Origin of the sequence: Caulobacter sp. Root1472, from assembly GCF_001426985.1 — a bacterium.
Lineage (GTDB): Bacteria > Pseudomonadota > Alphaproteobacteria > Caulobacterales > Caulobacteraceae > Caulobacter > Caulobacter rhizosphaerae.
Genome location: NZ_LMFX01000002.1, coordinates 77,881 through 96,620, shown reverse-complemented (window position 1 = coordinate 96,620; position 18,740 = coordinate 77,881). Strand labels below are relative to the sequence as shown.

The 18,740-nt window shown below is 69.6% G+C and carries 9 protein-coding genes; 7 read left to right on the top strand and 2 right to left on the bottom strand.

What is annotated here, in order from left to right; translation table 11 throughout:
* The first annotated feature begins 21 nt into the window (after positions 1–21).
* The 4 genes from ASD47_RS03515 to ASD47_RS03500 all read left to right on the top strand — a co-directional run bounded on the left by ASD47_RS03515 (position 22) and on the right by ASD47_RS03500 (position 9,537).
* Positions 22–2,973: a LodA/GoxA family CTQ-dependent oxidase gene (locus ASD47_RS03515; protein ID WP_056751745.1), complete on the top strand. Its 2,952-nt coding sequence runs from the start codon at positions 22–24 to the stop codon at positions 2,971–2,973.
* Between the two features lie 6 nt (positions 2,974–2,979).
* The gene (locus tag ASD47_RS03510) at positions 2,980–4,146 is read left to right on the top strand and encodes a tryptophan 7-halogenase (RefSeq protein ID WP_082564440.1); all 1,167 of its coding nucleotides are present in this window, start codon (positions 2,980–2,982) and stop codon (positions 4,144–4,146) included.
* 409 nt (positions 4,147–4,555) lie between these two features.
* Complete coding sequence (locus ASD47_RS03505) at positions 4,556–7,357, top strand: TonB-dependent receptor (RefSeq protein ID WP_235525748.1); 2,802 nt, start codon at positions 4,556–4,558, stop codon at positions 7,355–7,357.
* A gap of 83 nt (positions 7,358–7,440) precedes the next feature.
* The gene (locus tag ASD47_RS03500; RefSeq protein WP_056751740.1) at positions 7,441–9,537 is read left to right on the top strand and encodes a beta-galactosidase; all 2,097 of its coding nucleotides are present in this window, start codon (positions 7,441–7,443) and stop codon (positions 9,535–9,537) included.
* Between the two features lie 176 nt (positions 9,538–9,713).
* Here ASD47_RS03500 and ASD47_RS03495 read toward each other — a convergent pair whose 3' ends face one another.
* Together ASD47_RS03495 and ASD47_RS03490 are read right to left on the bottom strand one after the other, a co-directional pair.
* Positions 9,714–11,153, bottom strand: coding sequence for an OprO/OprP family phosphate-selective porin (locus tag ASD47_RS03495; protein ID WP_056751736.1), 1,440 nt, complete (start codon positions 11,151–11,153; stop codon positions 9,714–9,716).
* A 97-nt stretch (positions 11,154–11,250) separates the two neighbouring features.
* Positions 11,251–12,588 (bottom strand): dicarboxylate/amino acid:cation symporter, encoded by a 1,338-nt coding sequence (locus ASD47_RS03490; RefSeq protein ID WP_056751734.1) that lies wholly within the window; start codon positions 12,586–12,588, stop codon positions 11,251–11,253.
* Between the two features lie 231 nt (positions 12,589–12,819).
* On the opposite strand from ASD47_RS03490, the gene ASD47_RS03485 reads away from it, so the two are divergent.
* The 3 genes from ASD47_RS03485 to ASD47_RS03475 all read left to right on the top strand — a co-directional run bounded on the left by ASD47_RS03485 (position 12,820) and on the right by ASD47_RS03475 (position 18,728).
* Complete coding sequence (locus ASD47_RS03485; protein ID WP_056751732.1) at positions 12,820–14,640, top strand: ATP-binding protein; 1,821 nt, start codon at positions 12,820–12,822, stop codon at positions 14,638–14,640.
* Positions 14,637–15,995, top strand: a complete 1,359-nt coding sequence (locus ASD47_RS03480) for a sigma-54 dependent transcriptional regulator (RefSeq protein WP_056751729.1) — start codon at positions 14,637–14,639, stop codon at positions 15,993–15,995. The genes ASD47_RS03485 and ASD47_RS03480 overlap by 4 nt, the downstream gene beginning before the upstream one ends.
* A 120-nt stretch (positions 15,996–16,115) precedes the next feature.
* Positions 16,116–18,728, top strand: coding sequence for a response regulator (locus ASD47_RS03475; RefSeq protein ID WP_082564438.1), 2,613 nt, complete (start codon positions 16,116–16,118; stop codon positions 18,726–18,728).
* Positions 18,729–18,740: the final 12 nt, after the last annotated feature.

Genomic DNA, 18,740 nt, shown 5'->3' with positions numbered 1-18,740 from the left:
CGAGCGCCAGGGAGGGCAGCCATGAGCGACAAGAACCCGCCGATACCGCCATGCTTCGACTGCGGCGACGACCCGATCAACCGCCTGATCGAGATGTTCGTCGGCATCGCTCAGAAGAAGCGCATCCGCCTGGGCCAGCGGCCCGCCGAACGCCCGGTGTTCCGCAAGCTGCACGGCGTGGCCCATGGCCGGCTGGAGATCGCCAAGGACATTCCGGCCGACCTCAAGGTCGGGGTGTTCGCCCATGATGACCTGACCGCCTGGATGCGGTTCTCCAGCGACACCTCGCCCACCTCGCCGGACCTGCAGTCGACCGTGGGGATCGGGCTGAAGGTGTTCGGCGTGCCAGGCGAGAAGGCCTACGGCGGCGTCGGCGACACCGCTGATTTCATCCTGCAGAACTACCCCGTCTTCTTCGTCGATAACGCCAAGGAGATGTGCGAGTTCACCTATGCCGGCGTGGTCCAGGGCGACTATCCGACCTATCTGGCGCATCACCCCAAGACCAACCGCATCCTCAACGAGATGGCCAAGGTCGAGGGCAGCGTCCTGACCACCACCTACTGGGGCATCCTGCCGTTCGGGGCGGGCCAGAAGCAGGCGGTGAAGTATCGCCTCGATCCCGAAACCCCGCCCGAGAACGTGGCCAACGACGCGCCCGACTACCTGGCCGTGGACATGGCCAACCGCCTGTCCAAGGACGACTACCGCTTCCGGTTCATGGTCCAGCGCCGGACTCATCCGAAGACCATGCCGCTAGACGAGGCGACGGTCGAATGGCCGGAGTCCGAAAGTCCGTTCATCCAGGTGGCGACCCTGGTCATCCCCCGCCAGGACGTGGAGGAACGCGGCCAGGCCGAGTACGGCCAGTCCCTGGCTTTCAACATCTTTCGCGTGCCGCCCGAGCAGGCCCCGGTTCCCGAATCCTCGATCGCGGCGGTTCGCAAGGCCGTCTACGCCGCCAGCGCCGACACCCGCCACGAGGCCAACGGCCAGCCGCTGAGGGATCCGGCCCAGCCGCGCGAGGTCCGCCTGCCGCCCGAAACGCCGCCGGACACCTGCATCGTCAAGGCGGCGATCTACCCGTCCATCGGCGTCGCGCGGGTCGGCAACAGTCCGGACGAATGGTACCTGGGTCCGGAAACCCCCGATCCCGAGCCGCTGCCGCCCGGCGCCTATCGCGACAAGAAGGGCCGGCTCAAGCGCCAGGCCGCGCGGTTCCGGGTCTATGGGATCAACGCCAAGGGCCAGATCGTCCGCGAGCTGACGGGGGAGGGCGACGACGCCAAGATCGCCTGGTCGGTGGAATTGGCCAACACCAAGTCGGCCTGGTACGGCTTCCAGCTGGCGCTGGACATCCCGGAGGCGGCCTCGGCCCCGCCCACCGTGCTGCGCAACGCGGCTGTCACCGAGCGGTCACGTCTGTCGATCACGCCGGGCGCGCGCGAAGTGGCCGGCCGCAACGCCAGGCCCAAGACCTTCGACGACGGCGAGTTCATGGGGCAGAAGGTCTATCTCGGCGAGGTCTCGACCGACGCCGAAGGCCGGCTGATCGTGCTGGGCGGCCACGGCAAGTCGGCCTCGTGCGACGGCAGCTGGGCCATCACCTTCGCCAACAACGAGGGCTGGTACGACGACATCTCCGACGGCCCGGTCACGGCCAAGGTCTCGCTGAACGGGACGCCGCTCGAGGTCGTGCCGGCTTGGGTGGTGGTGGCCCCGCCCAACTTCGGCCCGCAGCGCAAGTCGGTGCGGACCATGTGGGACCTGATGCGCGACGTCGCCATCACGGCCGGGACCCTGCCTGCGCCCAAGCGTCCGTCATTCACTCACGATATCCTGCCGATCTTCCAGCGGCTGGCCGGACTGCAATGGGTCAACGCCGGCTTCGCGGCGGGCTTCGGCTGGCGCGGGGCGTTCGACGTCTCGACGCCCGAGGGCGTGGCCAGGCTGGCCGACCGGGGCCCGGCCAACCAGGAGATCCGCCGCGTCCTGGCCAATTCGTTCCGCCGCTTCGACGTCGATTCCTGGTCGCCCAAGCCCTGGCCCTGGCTCTATGGCGACGCCATGGCCATTCCGCCGGCCCCGACGCCGCGCCAGAACTGCGCGCTCAGCGACTGTCAGCTCGCCATGCTGGACCAGTGGGCCATGGGCGACTTCGAGGACGATTACGATCCGGCCTATGCGCCGCCCAGCCGGATCGACCAGGTCCCCGTCCATCTGCAAGGCGACGTCCTGACCAGGGCCGCGCTCGACTTCTGCCTGGCCGACGCCTTCCATCCGGGCTGCGAGATGACCTGGCCGGTTCGGACGGCGACGATGTACATGGAGCCTTTCCGCTTCGCTCACGTCCTGCCCGATTGGGTGGCGCCGAACCTTGGCGAGGTGCTGACCAGCGACGGCATGACGATTCCCAACGGCCCGCTCTACGGCCAGGTCCCCGGCGGGATCACCCGCTGGATGGCCGTGCCCTGGCAGACCGACAGCGCCAGCTGCCGCTCGGGCTACGACGCCGCCTATGACCCCTATGTTCCCGCCTTCTGGCCGGCGCGGGTGCCCGACCAGGTCATGACGCGCGAGAACTACGAGATCCTGATGGACGAGAAGCGTCCGCTGTCGGAGCGCCGCGCCGCCTTCGCCAACCGGGCCGCCTGGATCGATCCGCTGGGGACCACCAGCTACACCGACCAGATCAACAACATGATCGAGCATTTCGACCACCTGGGCGTGGTCGAGGTTCTCCCGGGCCCCGGCGACAGCGACGCCTTCCCCAAGATCGTCGAGGTGGAAGACCGCCGCAAGACGATCCACGACGTCATTCCCAAGAGCGGCAAGGGGCCGCGCAGCCTGAAGTCGACCGCCCACCAAGGCGCCGCCCACGCCGGCGCGCCGGGGACCAACCGGCAGGTCGACATCTCGGGGATCGACAAGTTCCGGCGCTTCCCCCTGGGCCTGCCGGTGCAGTTCAAGTAGGCGAGCGTGCCGGACTACGACGTCGTCATCGTCGGGGCCGGGCCGGCGGGGGCGACCGCCGCCCTCAACCTGGCCCCGTTCCGGCGGGTGCTGCTGGTCGACCGCTGGCCCGGGCCGCGCGTCCGGATCGGCGAGTCCCTGCCGGGCGCGGCGCGACGCCTGCTGATCGACATGGGCCTGTGGACGGGCTTCGCGGCGGACGGTCATGCCCCACGCCATGCCCATCGGGGCGTCTGGGGCGAGGCCAGCCCGGTCGAGCGCGACGCGCTGGCCGATCCCGACGGCCACGGCTGGCACCTGGACCGCGCGCGGTTCGAAGGGCGGCTGCGGGCGACGGCGGTCGCCCGCGGCGCGATCCTGCTCGCGCCCGCCCGGCCCCTCGCCCTGGCCCGGGACGGTGCCGGCTGGCGCCTGCGCCTCGACGTGGGCGGCCAGGTTCTGGATCTCGGCGCGCGCCTGATCGTGGATGCGGCGGGCCGCGCCTCGCGCCTCCTCTCGGGCCTGGGATCGCGTCGCGCCGCCGACGATCGTCTGGCCTGCGCCTGGCTGCGGGCGCGGGCCGACCTGCCCGACGGCCTCACCCAGATCGAGGCGGAGGCGGGCGGTTGGTGGTACGCCGCGCCCCTTCCGCATGGCGAGGCCGTGCTGGCCTTTCACACGGATGCGGACCTGCCCCAGGCGCGCCTGGTCCGTGACCGCGCGGCGCTGCTGGAGCGCGCCCGAAGCCTGGCCATGCTGGGGGGAGCGCTGGCCAGCGCCGGCTGGGACGACGCGGGCGCCGGCTACTGCGCGGCCCATGGCGCCACGCTTTCCCCGCCCGCGGGACCCGACTGGATCGCCGTCGGCGACGCCGCCCTGGCCTTCGATCCGCTCTCGTCCCAGGGCCTGTTCAACGCCCTCTATACCGGCCTCGCCGGGGCCGAGACCGCCGACCGCCTGCTATCGGGTGAAGCCGGAGCGGCGGCGGAGTACGTCGACGAACTGGACCGGGTCCGCCAGACCTATGTCCGCCACTTGGCGGCCTGGTATGGGCTGGAGCGGCGCTGGCCGGACGCGCCGTTCTGGGCGCGACGCCACACTTCGGCCAACGCCGTGGTCCAAATGGCCAGGCCCGCGACCTGGGTGACTTCGCCCATCGCTGCGCAGACCGGCGCCGGGTTTTCCTTCTCCTGAGTTTCGGCGGCGGGTCCGTAGGGGGCGAAACCGCGCAGGCCTCCGTTCCGTAGCGGACAACGGAGCCCCGATGCTGTGGCCGGTCGATTCGTCGCCTGAAGGTTCAGAATGTTCCAATTTTGTCCGAGTATATGACGGCTTGGACGGAGCGCTGCGCGACCGGTCGGGCGAGGTTTGAAGCCCGGAAAATGACCTGTGCCCCGGAAGGCGACACGCCGAAAACGCTGGCCCGTATGGCCGCTGGGCCAAGAACGCTGTGCGTCGCGAGCGTTCCGAAATTTCCAGGCCGATTGCTTGATGGCATTAATATTACAAACTTGTTGACGGCCGGAGACTGTGCGGGCAGGTTTGGTCGGACAATTGGCGGTCACGAGGAAAATACCTCGGGCCTATTCACCTAGGGGGAACGATGAAACGTCTCGCTTTCATGCTGTCGGTCGCGCCGATGGCGCTTTTGGCCATGCCCGCCGCGGCCCAGACCGCGCCGCCAGCCCATAAATCGTCGGACAAGCCCGTCGCTGAAGCCTCGGCCGTCGACGAAGTCGTCGTGACCGGTTTGCGGGAAAGCCTGCGGTCGGCGCAGCAGATCAAGCGCAATTCCGACGCCATCCTCGACGCGGTCGTCGCCGAGGACATCGGCAAGCTGCCGGACAACACCGCGGCCGAGACCCTGGCGCGCATCACCGGCGTGCAGGTCGAGCGCTTCAGCGACGAGGCCAACCGCGTGCTGATCCGCGGCCTGCCCGATGTCGCCACTACCTATAACGGCCGCGAGATCTTCACCGCCGAGCTGCGCCGCGTGCAGCTGCAGGACTTCCCGGCCCAGGCGCTGGCGGGGATCGAGGTCTACAAGTCCGGGACGGCCGACATCGTCGAGCCGGGCCTGGCCGGCCTGATCAATGTCCGTACCCGTCGCCCCTTCGACTTCAAGGACTGGTTCGTCGGCGGCGGCGTCCGCGGCACCTATAACGACCAGACCAAGAAGTACGACCCGAACGGCAACATCCTGGTTTCGAACCGCTGGGACACGCCCATCGGCGAGATCGGCGTCCTGGCCAACGCCACCTACGCCCAGTCGCAGTACCGCAACGGCGTGCGGTACAACAACCAGGACATCTCCACGGTCAGTCCCGCGTCGAGCGTTTCGCCAGCGTCAGTGGGCCATAGCTTCCGCTATCCGCACTCGGTCGGCCTCTACAACGACGGCGGCAAGCGCTTCCGGCCTTCCGGGAACATCGCCCTCCAGTGGCGGCCGAACGACAAGCTGGAGGTCTATTTCGACGGCATCTACCAGGGCTATCGTGGCCGGCAGGCGACCGACAACCTGGACGTCAACCTGCGGGACTGGGATTCGACGGTCCAGCAGGATCCCACGCTGACCAACGTCACGCTGGTCCCCGGGACCACCGACCAGGCGGCGGGCTTCACCAAGACCGGTGGCGTTGCGCCGCAGGCCTATCGTTCGACCGGCGCCGACCACACCAACACCTACCAGGGCGCCGTCGGGGCGACCTGGCGCGGCGATCGCCTGACCCTGTCCACCGACCTGGCCTACGAGGACAGCGAGTACGAGGCCCGCAACTGGAGCCTGGACAGCGCCTTCGCTTCGCCGCCGACCGTCGTCGTGAAGTTCAATGAAAAGGACGGCGCGGCGTTCGACATCACCAACTTCAACGCCGCCGACCCCGCCAGCTATCTCTGGCGCGGCTATTACGAGCGCCACTACATCGCCAAGGGCAGCGGGGTCCAATGGCGCGGCGACGCAGTGTTCAACACCGGCTCCTCGTGGCTTCCGGAACTCAAGTTCGGCCTGCGCTTCACTGATCGGGACGCTTCGTTGATCCAGGGCTCGCGCTACGCCTGGGTGCTGCCCCTGAAGCTGCCGCTGGCTGGCCTGCCCGTGGGCGAACTGCAGATGGTCGCGGATCCGTTCCGCGGCAACTCGCAGGGCTTCACCCAATACCTGATGCCGACGCGTGACGGCATCGCCGGGAACTTCACGGGCCTGCAACAGCGTTCCATCGCCGCCTTGCAGCAACTGGTGGCCCTCAACCCCAATGACCAAGGCTACAAGGACACGCTGAAGGCGTTCAGCAGTCCCGACGTGCCGCTGGACCAGGGCGGCGCCTTCAGCGCCACCGAGCAGAGCTACGCCGAGTACGCCCAGGCCAAGTACAACTTCGATGTCGGGTCGGTCGCCTTCGACGGCGTGATCGGCGTCCGAGTCGTCCAGACCCTCGGCGAGTTTTCGGGCACCTCGCGCGTTTCGGTCAATGGCGTCACGTCCCTGATCCCGCGGACGATCCGGCAGAACTACACCGACGTCCTGCCGAACGTCAGCCTGCGGATCCGGCCGATCGACAAGCTGCAGCTACGCGTCGGCTACACCCAGACCCGCACCCGCGTCGATTTTGGCGCGCTCAACCCATCCCTGAACGTCACCCAGGTGGTTCGGGACCCCACGCAACCCATCGATCCCAACGCGCCTCCGCAGCCGAACGCCTACGGCTCGGGCGGCAACCCCGACCTCCTGCCGCTGACGTCCAACAACTACGATGTCAGCGCCGAGTACTACTTCTCCAGCACCGGCAGCATCACCGTCGCCGGCTTCTATCGCGACCTGTTCGGCTTCACGAGCAACTACACCCGGCGTGTCCAGGATCCCGTCTACGGCCTGATCGAGATCAACCGTCCGGAGAATTCCGGCGCGGGCAAGATCAAGGGTTTCGAGGTCGGCGCCCAGACCTTCCTGGACTTCCTGCCGGAGGCGTTCAAGGGCTTCGGCGTCCAGGGGAACGTCACCTATATCGACGGCAAGAACCAGTTTCCCACGGTGCTGGGCGGCGACGCCGACTACGTCCGGATCACGGGCCTGTCGAAGTGGACCTACAACGCCGCGCTGTTCTACGAGCGTAACGGCGTGACGGGGCGGATCTCGTACAATCGCCGCTCGCCGTGGGTGAACTACTATCGCCAGGCGCCCGACGGTTCGCAGTACACGGGGGTCGGGGTCAAGGCGATCTCCCGCCTGGACGCGTCGCTGAGCTATGACATCTCCAAGCACTTGACGATCAGCGCCGACGTCTCGAACCTGCTGGCCAAGCCGTTCGAGAACATCAACAACTACCAGCCCGACCGCACCTATCCGGTCGATGTCCGCTACGAAGGCCGCTATTACGGCCTGGGCCTGCGCTTCCGCTTCGGCGAATGATGCAAGGACCGGCCAGCGGCGTCGCCGCTGGCCGGTCTGGCTTCTACAATACCGACGACTGACGGACGGCTCGGGAGGCCGGGATGCTGAACTTCGATCGACGCCTGCGGGCCGTGGCGCTGGCGCTGCTGTTCATGCTGGGCGGCGGCCGGATCGCGGCGGCGGCGGACCTCCCCGACACCATCCTCTACGGCGTCGCCTACTACGACGAATACACCCCGACCGACCGCGTCGAGGAGGACGCGCGGATGATGCAGGCGGCGGGGATCACCGTCGTCCGCATCGCCGAGTCCACCTGGGGCACGCTGGAGCCCCAGCCCGGCGTCTTCGACTTCAGCCATGTCGACCGGACCCTGGCGGCCATGCAGCGGCACGGCATCAAGGTGATCGTCGGCACACCGACCTACGCCGTCCCCACCTGGCTGGCCCGCGAGCACCCCAACGTCCTGGTCGTCACGCCGAAGGGCCGCGCCGAGTACGGCTGGCGGCAGAACATGGACATTACCGACCCCGACTATCGCCGCGCCGCCGAGCGGGTGATCGTCGCCCTGGTCGACCACGTGAAGGACCACCCGGCGGTCATCGGCTACCAGGTCGACAACGAGACCAAGGCCTATGGCACCAGCGGCCCCAACGTGCAGGCCGCCTTCGTCGCCGACATGAAGCGCCGCTGGCCCGACCTGGACGCCCTGAACAAGGCCTACGGCCTGGACTACTGGAGCAACCGCATCAACCGCTGGGAGGACTTCCCGTCGGTCAACGGCTCGATCAACGCCAGCCTGTCCAACGCCTTCGCGCGGTTCCAGCGCGGCCTGGTCACCGATTTCCTGGCCTGGCAGGCCGGCTTGGTGCGGGCCCACGCCCGACCGGACCAGTTCATCACCCACAATTTCGACTACGCCTGGCGCGGCCATTCGTTCGGCGTGCAGCCCGAGGTGAACCACTGGGAGGCGGCCAAGGCGCTGGATGTGGCCGGTGTCGACATCTACCACCCCAGCCAGGACAAGCTGACCGGCGCCGAGATCGCGTTCGGCGGCGACGTGAGCCGGTCCGTGCGCGACGGGCAGAACTACCTGGTGCTGGAGACCGAGGCCCAGGGCTTCCCCGAATGGACGCCTTATCCCGGCCAGCTGCGGCTGCAGGCCTTCAGCCACCTGGCCTCGGGCGCCAACATGGTCGAGTACTGGCACTGGGCCAGTACGTCCAACGCCATCGAGACCTACTGGCGCGGGGTGCTCTCGCAGGACTACCGGCCCAACGCCGTCTACGAAGAGGCCAAGACGATCGGCGCCGACCTCAAGCGGCTGGGGCCGAAACTGGTCAACATGAAGAAGCGCAACCGCGTCGCGATCTATGTCAGCAACACTGCCCTGAGCGCCTTCGACTCGTTCAAGATCAGCTCGGACGTCGGCTACAACGACGTCCTGCGCCCCTATTACGACGCCCTCTACCGGATGAACGTCGAGGTCGACTTCCTGTCGCCCAGCTCCAAGACGCCGCTGTCGGACTATCAACTGATCGTGGTCCCCGCGCTCTACGCGGCCAGCGACGCCGAGATCGACCGGCTGAACGCCTACGCCAAGGCCGGCGGCCACCTAGTCTACACCTTCAAGAGCGGCTTCACCGACGAGAACACCAAGGTGCGCTACACGCCACAGCCGGGCGGGATCACCGAGGCGGCGGGCGTCCGCTACGAGCAGTTCACCAAGCCCGAGGGGGTGTCCCTGGACGGTGACCCCTTCGCCGTCGGCGACAAGGACAACACCGCCCGCTGGTGGATGGAGTTCCTGACGCCGACCACGGCCACCGTCGTGGCGCGCTACAAGCATCCCTCCTGGCCGGCCTATGCGGCCATGACCCGCAACGCCTACGGCAAGGGCGAGGTCGCCTATGTCGGCTTCATGCCGACCGACGCGGTGATCGAGAAGATCCTGGCCGGCGAGGCCCGGCGCGCCGGCGTCGAGCTTCCGCAGGCCCGGTTCCCGGTCATCGTGCGCGGCGGCCAGCTGTCGAACGGCCGCGCGGTGCGCTACGTGCTGAACTATTCGGCCGCGCCGCAGCGCCTGGCGGGCGGAGCCGGGGCGGGGACCGAGTTGCTGTCGGGACGCAAGGTCGAGGCCGGCCAGGCCCTCGACCTGCCGCCCTGGGGCGTGGCGATCATCGAGGCGACCGGGCGCTGATCGCGAGGGACGCGTTTCCCGTTCGCGTCCCGGTTTGGAGAGCCATTCGGCGCCGGGACCGAAAACCTCGTCCTTCGACAAGCTCAGGATGAGGTTTTCTACGGCTAGGTCTCGAGAGGGTCCTCACCCTGAGCTTGTCGAAGGACGAGGACCACGCACGGCCTGGAACGCCGATCCTAGAACTCCACCTGCAAACGGCCCTGGACGACGGTGACGTCGGCGTCGAGCTCCGAGCCGGCGATATTGCGGTTGTCGATCTTGGCCCGCGTCAGGTTCCCGGTCAGCCGGACATAGCTGTAAGGGTACCAGTTGGCCCCCAGCGTCACGCCGCGATAGATCCCTGCCGTGCCCAGGCCAGTCTGCAGCGACGGGGCGACCACGGTGTTGGCCCCCATGTCGGTGAGGTCGGCATAGTCGTAGCGGGCCGCCAGCTCCACCGCCCCCAAGCCGCCCTTGTCCAGCGGGTGGAGCACCTTGATCCGCCCGAACGAGCCGTTGGGGTTGTAGGGCCGGGTCTCGCCGGTCGGGAACCAGCTGACGGCGCCGTAGGCGGTGACAATGTCGAAATTGTCGCCGCCCAGGGTCGGGCTCAAGCTGGTGGCGATCCGGTCGACCCTGATCCGCGCGGCCTCGCCCTGCACCGACAGGGCCCGGTGCACCCAGGCGCCTTCCAGGGCCAGGGTGGTGTCGCCGTCGCCGACCGCGCCGGTGCTCAACAGGGTCGCGCCCGAGGCGGTCTGCGGCCGGAAGGCGGTGTTGGCGGCGGCCGAATAGGTGAAGCCGGTCTCGCCGCCGCGGTCGCGCCGCCGCGCCCAGGCCCCCAGGTGCAGGCGGTCGTTCTCCGACAGCTTGGGCGACCAGGTCGCCCGCACCGTCGCGCCCGACCGCTCGACCGCCTGGTTGGGGTCGAAGCCCCCGGTCACGTCGGCCTTGTTGATGCTGTCGCCCTGCAGGGCGGCCCACAGCGACCAGTTGGGACCGGTTCGCACCACCTCCAGGGCCAGGGTGTAGCCGGCGTCGATCAGGTCGCCATAGGCGCCGCGTTCCATGAAGGTGGTCGACTTGAACGAGGTCAGGCCCTCCAGCGAGGCGGCCTTCTGGTTGCCGGCCAGGATCGAGGTCTGGCTGTCGAGCTTGTATTCGATGATGGCGTCGTCCCAGCCCCAGGCCCCGCCGCTGACCGCGCCACCCTCCAGCCGGTAGGCCCAGCGGCCGGTCTGGCCCTCGACGCCGAGGAACAGCTGGCGGGCCCGGAATTGCCGGGCGTGGTAGTCGGCCAGGCCGTCGCGCTCGGTCGTGGAGTCCACGGCGTCCAGCGACATCCGCCCCCGCAGCTTGAAGGTCGCGCCCGACGCCGGGTCGGTGAATCGCGGCGAGTTCTCCCAGCGGATCGGTTCGGCGGCTGGCTTGGACGGCAGGGTCTGGATCGGCGCGGCGGCCGGAGCCGGAGCCGGGGCGACGGCAGGCGGCGCGGCGGCCTGGCGCTCGAGCACGTCGAGCCGCGCCTGCAGCGCCTGGATCTGCGCTTTCAGCGCGGCCAGGTCGGAGTCTTCGGCATGGGCCGCGCCGGCGAGGCCGAAGGCGACCAGGGCGGTGGTGGTGAAAAGAACGCGCATGACAAGTCTCCCCCTCTCCGGCGCGGTGCGCCGGGAGCTGGTGGTCGGGATCGGGAAGGGCGGGGAGGCCGCCGGGGCGGCCTCCGATCTGGAGCGCCTATTCGGCGGCGATGGCGGCGGGGTCGGGCGTGGGTTCGACGTCCGAAGGGACCGGATGGCCGGACAGGGCGGCGTCCAGTTGGTCCTTGTCCAGGGCGTTTTCCCAGCGGCTGACGACTATGGTGGCCACGGCGTTGCCGATGAAGTTGGTCAGGGCCCGGCACTCGGACATGAAGCGGTCGACGCCGAGGATCAGGGCCATGCCGGCCACCGGCACCGAGGGCACGACCGACAGGGTGGCCGCCAGGGTGATGAATCCCGCGCCGGTGACGCCGGCCGCGCCCTTGGAGCTGAGCATGGCCACGCCCAGCAGCAGCAGCTGGTCCCAGATCGACAGGTGGACGCCGGTGGCCTGGGCGATGAACAGCGCCGCCAGGGTCATGTAGATGTTGGTGCCGTCGAGGTTGAAGGAATAGCCGGTCGGCACGACCAGGCCGACGACGGGCTTGGCGCAGCCAGCCCGCTCCAGCTTGTCGATCAGGCTGGGCAGGGCCGATTCCGACGAGCTGGTGCCCAGCACCAGCAGCAGCTCGCTCTTCAGGTAACGGATCAGGCGCAGGATCGAGAAGCCGTTGAACCGCGCCACCGCGCCCAGGACCACCAACACGAACACCAGGGACGTGGCGTAGAAGGTCCCGACCAGAGCGGCCAGATTGATCACCGAGCCGATGCCGTATTTGCCGATGGTGAAGGCGAAGGCCCCGAAGGCGCCCAGCGGGGCGGCCTTCATCAGGATGCCGACCAGGCGGAAGAAGGCGTGGGCAATCGATTCCAGCAGGTCGACCACCGGCTGGCCCTTGTCGCCGACCAGGGCCAGGGCGACGCCGAACAGGATCGAGAAGAACAGCACCTGCAGGATGTCGCCGTCGGCGAAGGCGCCGGTGACCGTGGCCGGGATGATGTTGCTCAGGAACCCGACCACCGTCGTCTCGTGGGCCTTGGCCGCGTAGTCGGCGACCTTGTCGCTGTGCAGGCTGGCCGGGTCGATGTTCATGCCGGCCCCGGGGTGGACGACATTGGCGACGATCATGCCCAGGATCAGGGCCAGGGTGGAGAAGGTGAAGAAGTAGACGAAGGCCTTCAGCACCACGCGGCCGAACTTGCCCAGGTCGCGCATGCCGGCGATGCCGGTGACCACGGTCAGGAAGATCACCGGGGCGATGACCATCTTCACCAGCTTGATGAAGGCGTCGCCCAGCGGTTTGAGGGACTCGCCGAAGTGCGGATAGAAGTGGCCGATCAGGGCGCCGGCGGTGATGGCGATCAGCACCTGGACATAGAGGTGGGTGTACCAGCGGCCGGGGCGCGACGGCGCGGCGGGGGTCTGCGGGATCATCGGCGGGCTCCTGGGCTCGTTTCCTCGCGCATCTTTGAAGGCTCGGCGCTTGGGCCTAGAGTGCGGGAATTTTCAGGGTCGCGCCGCCCGTTTTCTTTCTCCTGACGTACTCTTTTGATTTAGTTCAGTAAAAATAACATAGGGTACGGGCTTCGCGGCCTCGGCTGTATCATATTCCGCCCGCAAGGATCGCGGTTTGTGTGGTATATGGCACGATCTCTGGAGGTCGGCTTGGTATCGACATCAACATCGGACGCGCCGGTCTCGCGTCGGCGGCTGTTGGCCTGGGCCCTGGTGGCGGCCGCCATCGGCCTGGCCCTGGCCTGGACGGTCGGGGCGCTGGTCCAGGATCGCGCCATGGCGACGTTGCGGTCCCGGGCGACGGCTTCGGCGGCGCTGCACGCGGCGGTGCTGCGCAGCGAACTGGACAAGCAGCGGGCCCTGCCGCTGGTCCTGGCCGACGACGCCGACCTGGAGGCGGCCCTGACCAGTCGCGCGCCCGAGCGGCTGGCCGCCCTGTCGCGCAAGCTGGAGACCCTGGGGCTCCAGGCCCGCGCCGCCGCCGTCTATGTGATCGCGGCCGACGGTGTGACCGTCGCGGCCAGCAACTGGCGCCAGCCGACCAGCTTCGTCGGCTCGAACTACGGCTTTCGCCCCTATTTCACAGAGGCCCTGCGCCAGGGCCGGGCCGAGCAGTTCGCCTTGGGCACGGTCAGCCGCAAGCCGGGCCTCTACCTGGCCCGCCGGGTGGACGGGGGCGCCGGGCCGCTGGGCGTGGTGGTGGTCAAGCTGGAGTTCGACGGCGTCGAGGCGGCCTGGCGGGCCATCGGCGAGCCGGCCTTCGTGGTCGATCCGCGCGGCCTGGTGCTGATCACCAGCCAGCCCGACTGGCGCTTCCAGGTGCGCCGCCCTTTGCCCGAGAACGAGCGCGCGGCGCTGCGGAAACAGGGCCAGTTCGGCGACGCGGCGTTCGCGCCCTTGCCCCTGAAGTCGCGTGGCGGCGACGGCGTGCAGCGGACCGACGTCGCCCGCGCCGAGCGCCAGGTCGAAACCCTGCTGCCCGACGTCGCGCCGGGCTGGACGCTGCACCTGCTGACCGCCGCGACGCCCGCCGACCAGGCCGCCGCGGCGGCGCGCTGGATCACCGCCCTGGTCTGGATCCTGCTCTGCACGGCGCTGTTCTGGCTGTGGATCCGGCGGCGGCGCATCCGGCTGGCCGCCCAGCGCGAGCGCGAGGCCCGGGCGGAGCTCGAACGGCGGGTGGAGGTCCGCACCCAGGAGCTGACCCAGGTCAACCGGGCCCTGTCGCGCGAGGTTGACGAGCGGCAGCGGACCGAGACCCGGCTGCGGGCGCTGCAGGCCGATCTCGTCCAGGCGAATAAGCTGGCGGCTCTGGGCCAGATCGCCGCCGGGGTGGCCCACGAGATCAACCAGCCGGTGGCCGCCATCCGCGCCAACGCCGACAACGGCTTGGTGCTGATCGGCCGCGGCAAGCCGGAGACGGCGCGGGAGAACCTGGTGGCCATCGCCGCCATGACCGAACGGATCGGCCGCATCACCGACGAACTGCGGGCCTTCTCGCGCAAGGCCGACGGCCGGGTCGAACCGACCCTGGTGTCGGAGGTCATCGAGGGTTCGGTCCTGCTGACCGCCAGTCGGTCGCGCCGCCACGACGCACGGTTGGTCCGCGAGGGCGAGGCGTCGGGCCTGACGGTTTTGGGCGAGCGGATCCGGCTGGAGCAGGTGCTGGTCAATCTGCTGCAGAACGCCTTCGAGGCGGTGGAACACCGGCCGCAGGGGCTCGTGACCCTGACGGTGCGCGACGCGGGCGACACCGTGCAGATCGCCGTCCGCGACAACGGCCCGGGCCTGGCCCCCGAGGTCGAGCGCGGCCTGTTCACCCCGTTCCTGACCACCAAGCCCCAAGGACTGGGCCTGGGCCTGGTCATCGCCCGCGACATCGCGGCGGGTTTCGGCGGCCAGTTGACCGCCGCCTCAGCCCCGGAGGAGGGCGCGACCTTCACCCTGAGCCTGCGCAAGGCCGACCGATGACCGCGTCGGCCGGCAAGGTCCTGTTCATCGACGACGACCACGCCTTGCGGGTGGCCGCCGTCCAGGGGCTGGAGCTGGCCGGCTTCGAGGTTACGGCGTTCGACAACGGTCCCGCGGGGCTGAAGGCGCTGTCGCGTGATTTCCCCGGGGTGGTGGTCTCCGACGTCCGCATGCCCGGCATGGACGGCCTGGCGCTGTTCGCGCGCATCCAGGCGATCGACCCGGACATCCCGGTGCTGCTGATCACCGGCCACGGCGACGTGGCCATGGCCGTCGCCGCCCTGAAGGAGGGGGTCTACGACTTCGTCTCCAAGCCGTTCCCGATGGAGCGGTTGGCGGCGGCCCTGGCGCGCGCCCTGGAAAAGCGGAGCCTGGTGCTGGACAACCGGCGCCTGGAGGCGGCGGCGTCCCAGGGGCCAACCGGCTCACCCCTGCTGGGCGAGGCGCCGGTCATGCAGCGCCTGCGCGCCACGATCGCCCAGCTGGCCGAGGCCGAGGTCGACGTGCTGATCCAGGGCGAGACCGGGGTCGGCAAGGACCTCGTCGCCCAGGCCCTGCATCGCGGCGGCCCGCGCCGTGGCCGCCCTATGGCCACGGTCAACTGCGCCGCCCTGCCCGAGGCGGTGTTCGAGGCTGAGCTGTTCGGGGTGACCGGCGGCGTGGCCGGCGGCCGACCCCGCATCGGTCGCCTGGAGCACGCCGATCGCGGCGTGCTGTTTCTCGACGAGATCGAGGGTCTCACCCCGGCCATGCAGGCCAAGCTGCTGCGGGTGGTCGAGGAGCGCGAGATCTGGCCGATCGGCGCGGCCGAGCCCCGGCACCTGGATTTGCGGATCATCGCCGCCGGCAAGGTCGATCTGGCCGAACGGGTCCGCGAGGGTCTGTTCCGCGCCGACCTCTATTATCGGCTGAACGTCGTCACCCTGGTGGCGCCGCCGCTGCGTGAACGGCGCGAGGACGTGCCGATGCTGTTCGGCCACTTCCTGGCCGAGGCCGCGGCGCGATTCCGCCGGCCTGTCCCGCGCCTCACCGCCGCCGTCCGCGACCACCTGCTGGGTCATGACTGGCCCGGCAACGTGCGGGAACTGGCGCATTACGCCGAGCGGGTGGCCCTGGGGCTAACCTCCGCGGTCACCCCGGACACCGGGACGGGAGTCCAGGCCGACGGCCTGGCCGAACGCGTCGAGCGCTACGAGGCCATGGCGATCCGCGAGACCCTGGCCGCCTGCAACGGCGACGCGCGCACGGCGATGGCCCTGCTGCGCACGCCGCGCAAGACCTTCTATGACAAGCTGCGCCGCCACGGGATCGAGATCGACGCCTATCGGCCATCCCGGCGCGGTCCTCGACCCTGACGGCGCTCGTTCCTCGAGGGGCAATCCGTCGCAGCCGCATTCGCCCTTTTTGAAGGCCCGTTAAGCCTGGCTGCATCAAGTCGTGGTTTGGTCGGCGCGGGGACGTATTTGGGAGCGCCGATGGCGACAATCAGCATCGCCGGCAGGAGCGCCGGTCGCGCGGCCATGGCGGTCGCGCTGGCCATGACCCTCCTGATCCTGACCGCGCCGGCGACCGGCGCCGCCCGCGCTGAAACCCGAGAGGCGCGCCTTGACGCGCTTGGCCAGCAGATCCGCGCCCACCATGGGAAGCTGACGCCGACGCTGATCGAGACGATGGGCCGCTCGGCGCTGGCGGCCAAGGGCGACGCGCGCTTCTACGGCGCCTGGCGGGTACTGAACTACTATCGGAACAACGGCCAGGACGCCGATTTCGCACGCTGGTCCGGCCAGCTCCGCGCGGCCGCGGCGCGCGACGACGAGCCGAGGCTGGCCGGCATGGTCGATGCGATGGCGCTGTCGGCGCCCGTGCTGTCGGGCCGCACGGATCGACTGGACGACACCGTCTGGCGGCGGTTCGACGTCGCCGGGCCGGACGTCCGCCGCGTGGCGCAGCTGGAACGGCTGCGCGTCGCGGTCGCGCTGAGCCAATGGGCCAAGGCCTCGACGGTGGGGGCGGCGCTGATCCGCGACGTCGACGGTCAGGACCGACTGACCTGGCCCCTGGCGGCCGAGGCCCACACCCTGGTGTCGACCACGCTGGGCGATCTGGGGGATCATGTCAGCGCCCTGGACCATATGGCCGCCGCGGCCGCCCTGGATCAAAAGATCGGCTCGGCGACCCAGGACGCCGAGCGGGTCTACGACCTGGCCTACATGGCCAGCGCGGCGGGTGAATACGCCGCCGCCGAACGGCTGGCCGCCTTGCACGGCGAGGTCATCAAGACCTCCGGCGGTCCCCGGGCGCTGTTCTTCAACCGCTATCTTTGCGCCTCGATCGCCTTTGACCAGGCCAAATGGCGACGCGTGCTGAGCTGCCTGGACGACATCGCGCCGCTGCTGGACCGGCCCGAGGACGGATGGGCGGTGGCGGCCCTGCGGCTGCGGCTTGAAGTCAAGGCGCGCCTGGGCGACGCCAAGGGCGCTCGCCGCGACTTCGCGCGGCTGCGCGCCGCGCCCGACGGCCTTGGCGCCGAGGACCCGCTGCTGGACCTGTTCAGCGACGCCTACACGCTGCGGGCCGAGAAGCGCGGCCTGGAGGCGTTCGACGTCTACGACCGCTGGCGCCGCAAGGCGATGCGGGCGCTGGACGAGGACCACCAGCACAAGATCGCCGACATCTCCTCGGCCCTGCAGGCCGAGCTGGGCGCCAAGCGCGAGCGGCTTGAGCACGTCGAGAAGGAGGCCGCGCTCCAGCGCGGGCTGAACACGGCCTGGACGCTGGTCGCAGGCCTGATGACGCTGCTGGCGGCCGGCGGCGCGGCCTGGGTTTTCCATCAGCGCCGGGTCTCGCGACAGCTGCGCGAGGCGCGGGCGCGTGCGGAAGCCGCCAGCGAAGCCAAGTCGACTTTCCTGGCCACGATGAGCCACGAGTTGCGCACGCCCCTGAACGGCATGCTGGGCCTGGCCCAGGCGCTGAAGCTGGAACCGCTGGAGCCGGGCGAGCGAGAGCAGGTGGAACTGCTGGAGGATTCGGGCCGCAACCTGCTCACCCTGCTCAACGACGTACTGGATCTGTCCAAGATCGAGGCCGGCAAGCTGGACATCGCGCCGATCCCCGGCGACCTGGTCCAGACCTGCGCGCGGGCCGCGCGGCTTCATGGCGCCCTGGCCGCCGACAAGGGGCTGGCGATCACCTTCACGGTGGACGGCGACACGCCCGCCAGCCTGTCCTTCGACCCGGTCCGCGTCCGGCAGTGCGTCTCCAACCTGCTGTCCAACGCCGTCAAGTTCACCGCCCACGGCGAGATCGCGATGACCTTGCGGTGCGAGCCGCTGGCGGACGGCGACGTCCGCGCGACCATCCGCGTCGCCGACAGCGGCGTCGGCATGTCGGGCGAAACCCTGTCCCGGTTGTTCGGCGCCTATGTGCAGGCCGACGCGGCCACCGCGCGCGAGTTCGGCGGCACGGGCCTGGGCCTCAACATCACCCGCCGGCTGGCTGAGATGATGGGCGGCGGCGTGACCGTCGAGAGCCAGGAGGGGGTTGGGTCCACCTTCACCCTGTGCTTCCGTTGCGACGCGGTGGCCGTCGAGGCGCCCCCGGCCGAAGCGGAGGAAGCCGCCGCGCCGCTCGGTCTCCAGGCCCGCAAGGTCCTGCTGGTCGACGACCATCCGGTGAACCGCAAGGTGGTGGGAGTGATGCTGGCGCCGTTCGGCTGCGTGGTGGTCGAGGCCGAGCACGGTCAGGCCGCGCTGGACCGGCTGGAGACCGAGGCCTTCGACGTGGTGCTGATGGACGTCAACATGCCGGTGATGGACGGACTGGAGGCGACGCGCCGCATCCGCGCCCGGCCCGAATGGGCCGCGCTGCCCGTCATCGCCTTGACCGCCGACGTGATGGACGACCAGGTCCGGGCCTGCCGGGAGGCCGGCATGGACGACTTCGTGGTCAAGCCCGTCGACATGGCCGCCCTCGTCGCGGCGGTGACGCGGGCCGGTCGGACGCCGGCGACGGGCCACGAGGCTGGGCAAGGCGTCGCCCCGGCCGCGTCGCGGGAAAGGCGAAGGGCGGGCCTGGCGACAGGAAGGTGAGCGTCCGAAGGC

What these genes read in the sequence shown, in the direction of transcription:
- ASD47_RS03500 (WP_056751740.1), top strand. Translation starts at nt 7,441, where the DNA reads ATGCTGAACTTCGATCGACGCCTGCGGGCCGTGGCGCTGGCGCTGCTG.
- ASD47_RS03515 (WP_056751745.1), top strand. Translation starts at nt 22, where the DNA reads ATGAGCGACAAGAACCCGCCGATACCGCCATGCTTCGACTGCGGCGAC.
- ASD47_RS03480 (WP_056751729.1), top strand. Translation starts at nt 14,637, where the DNA reads ATGACCGCGTCGGCCGGCAAGGTCCTGTTCATCGACGACGACCACGCC.
- ASD47_RS03505 (WP_235525748.1), top strand. Translation starts at nt 4,556, where the DNA reads ATGAAACGTCTCGCTTTCATGCTGTCGGTCGCGCCGATGGCGCTTTTG.
- ASD47_RS03490 (WP_056751734.1), bottom strand. Translation starts at nt 12,588, where the DNA reads ATGATCCCGCAGACCCCCGCCGCGCCGTCGCGCCCCGGCCGCTGGTAC.
- ASD47_RS03495 (WP_056751736.1), bottom strand. Translation starts at nt 11,153, where the DNA reads ATGCGCGTTCTTTTCACCACCACCGCCCTGGTCGCCTTCGGCCTCGCC.
- ASD47_RS03475 (WP_082564438.1), top strand. Translation starts at nt 16,116, where the DNA reads ATGGCGACAATCAGCATCGCCGGCAGGAGCGCCGGTCGCGCGGCCATG.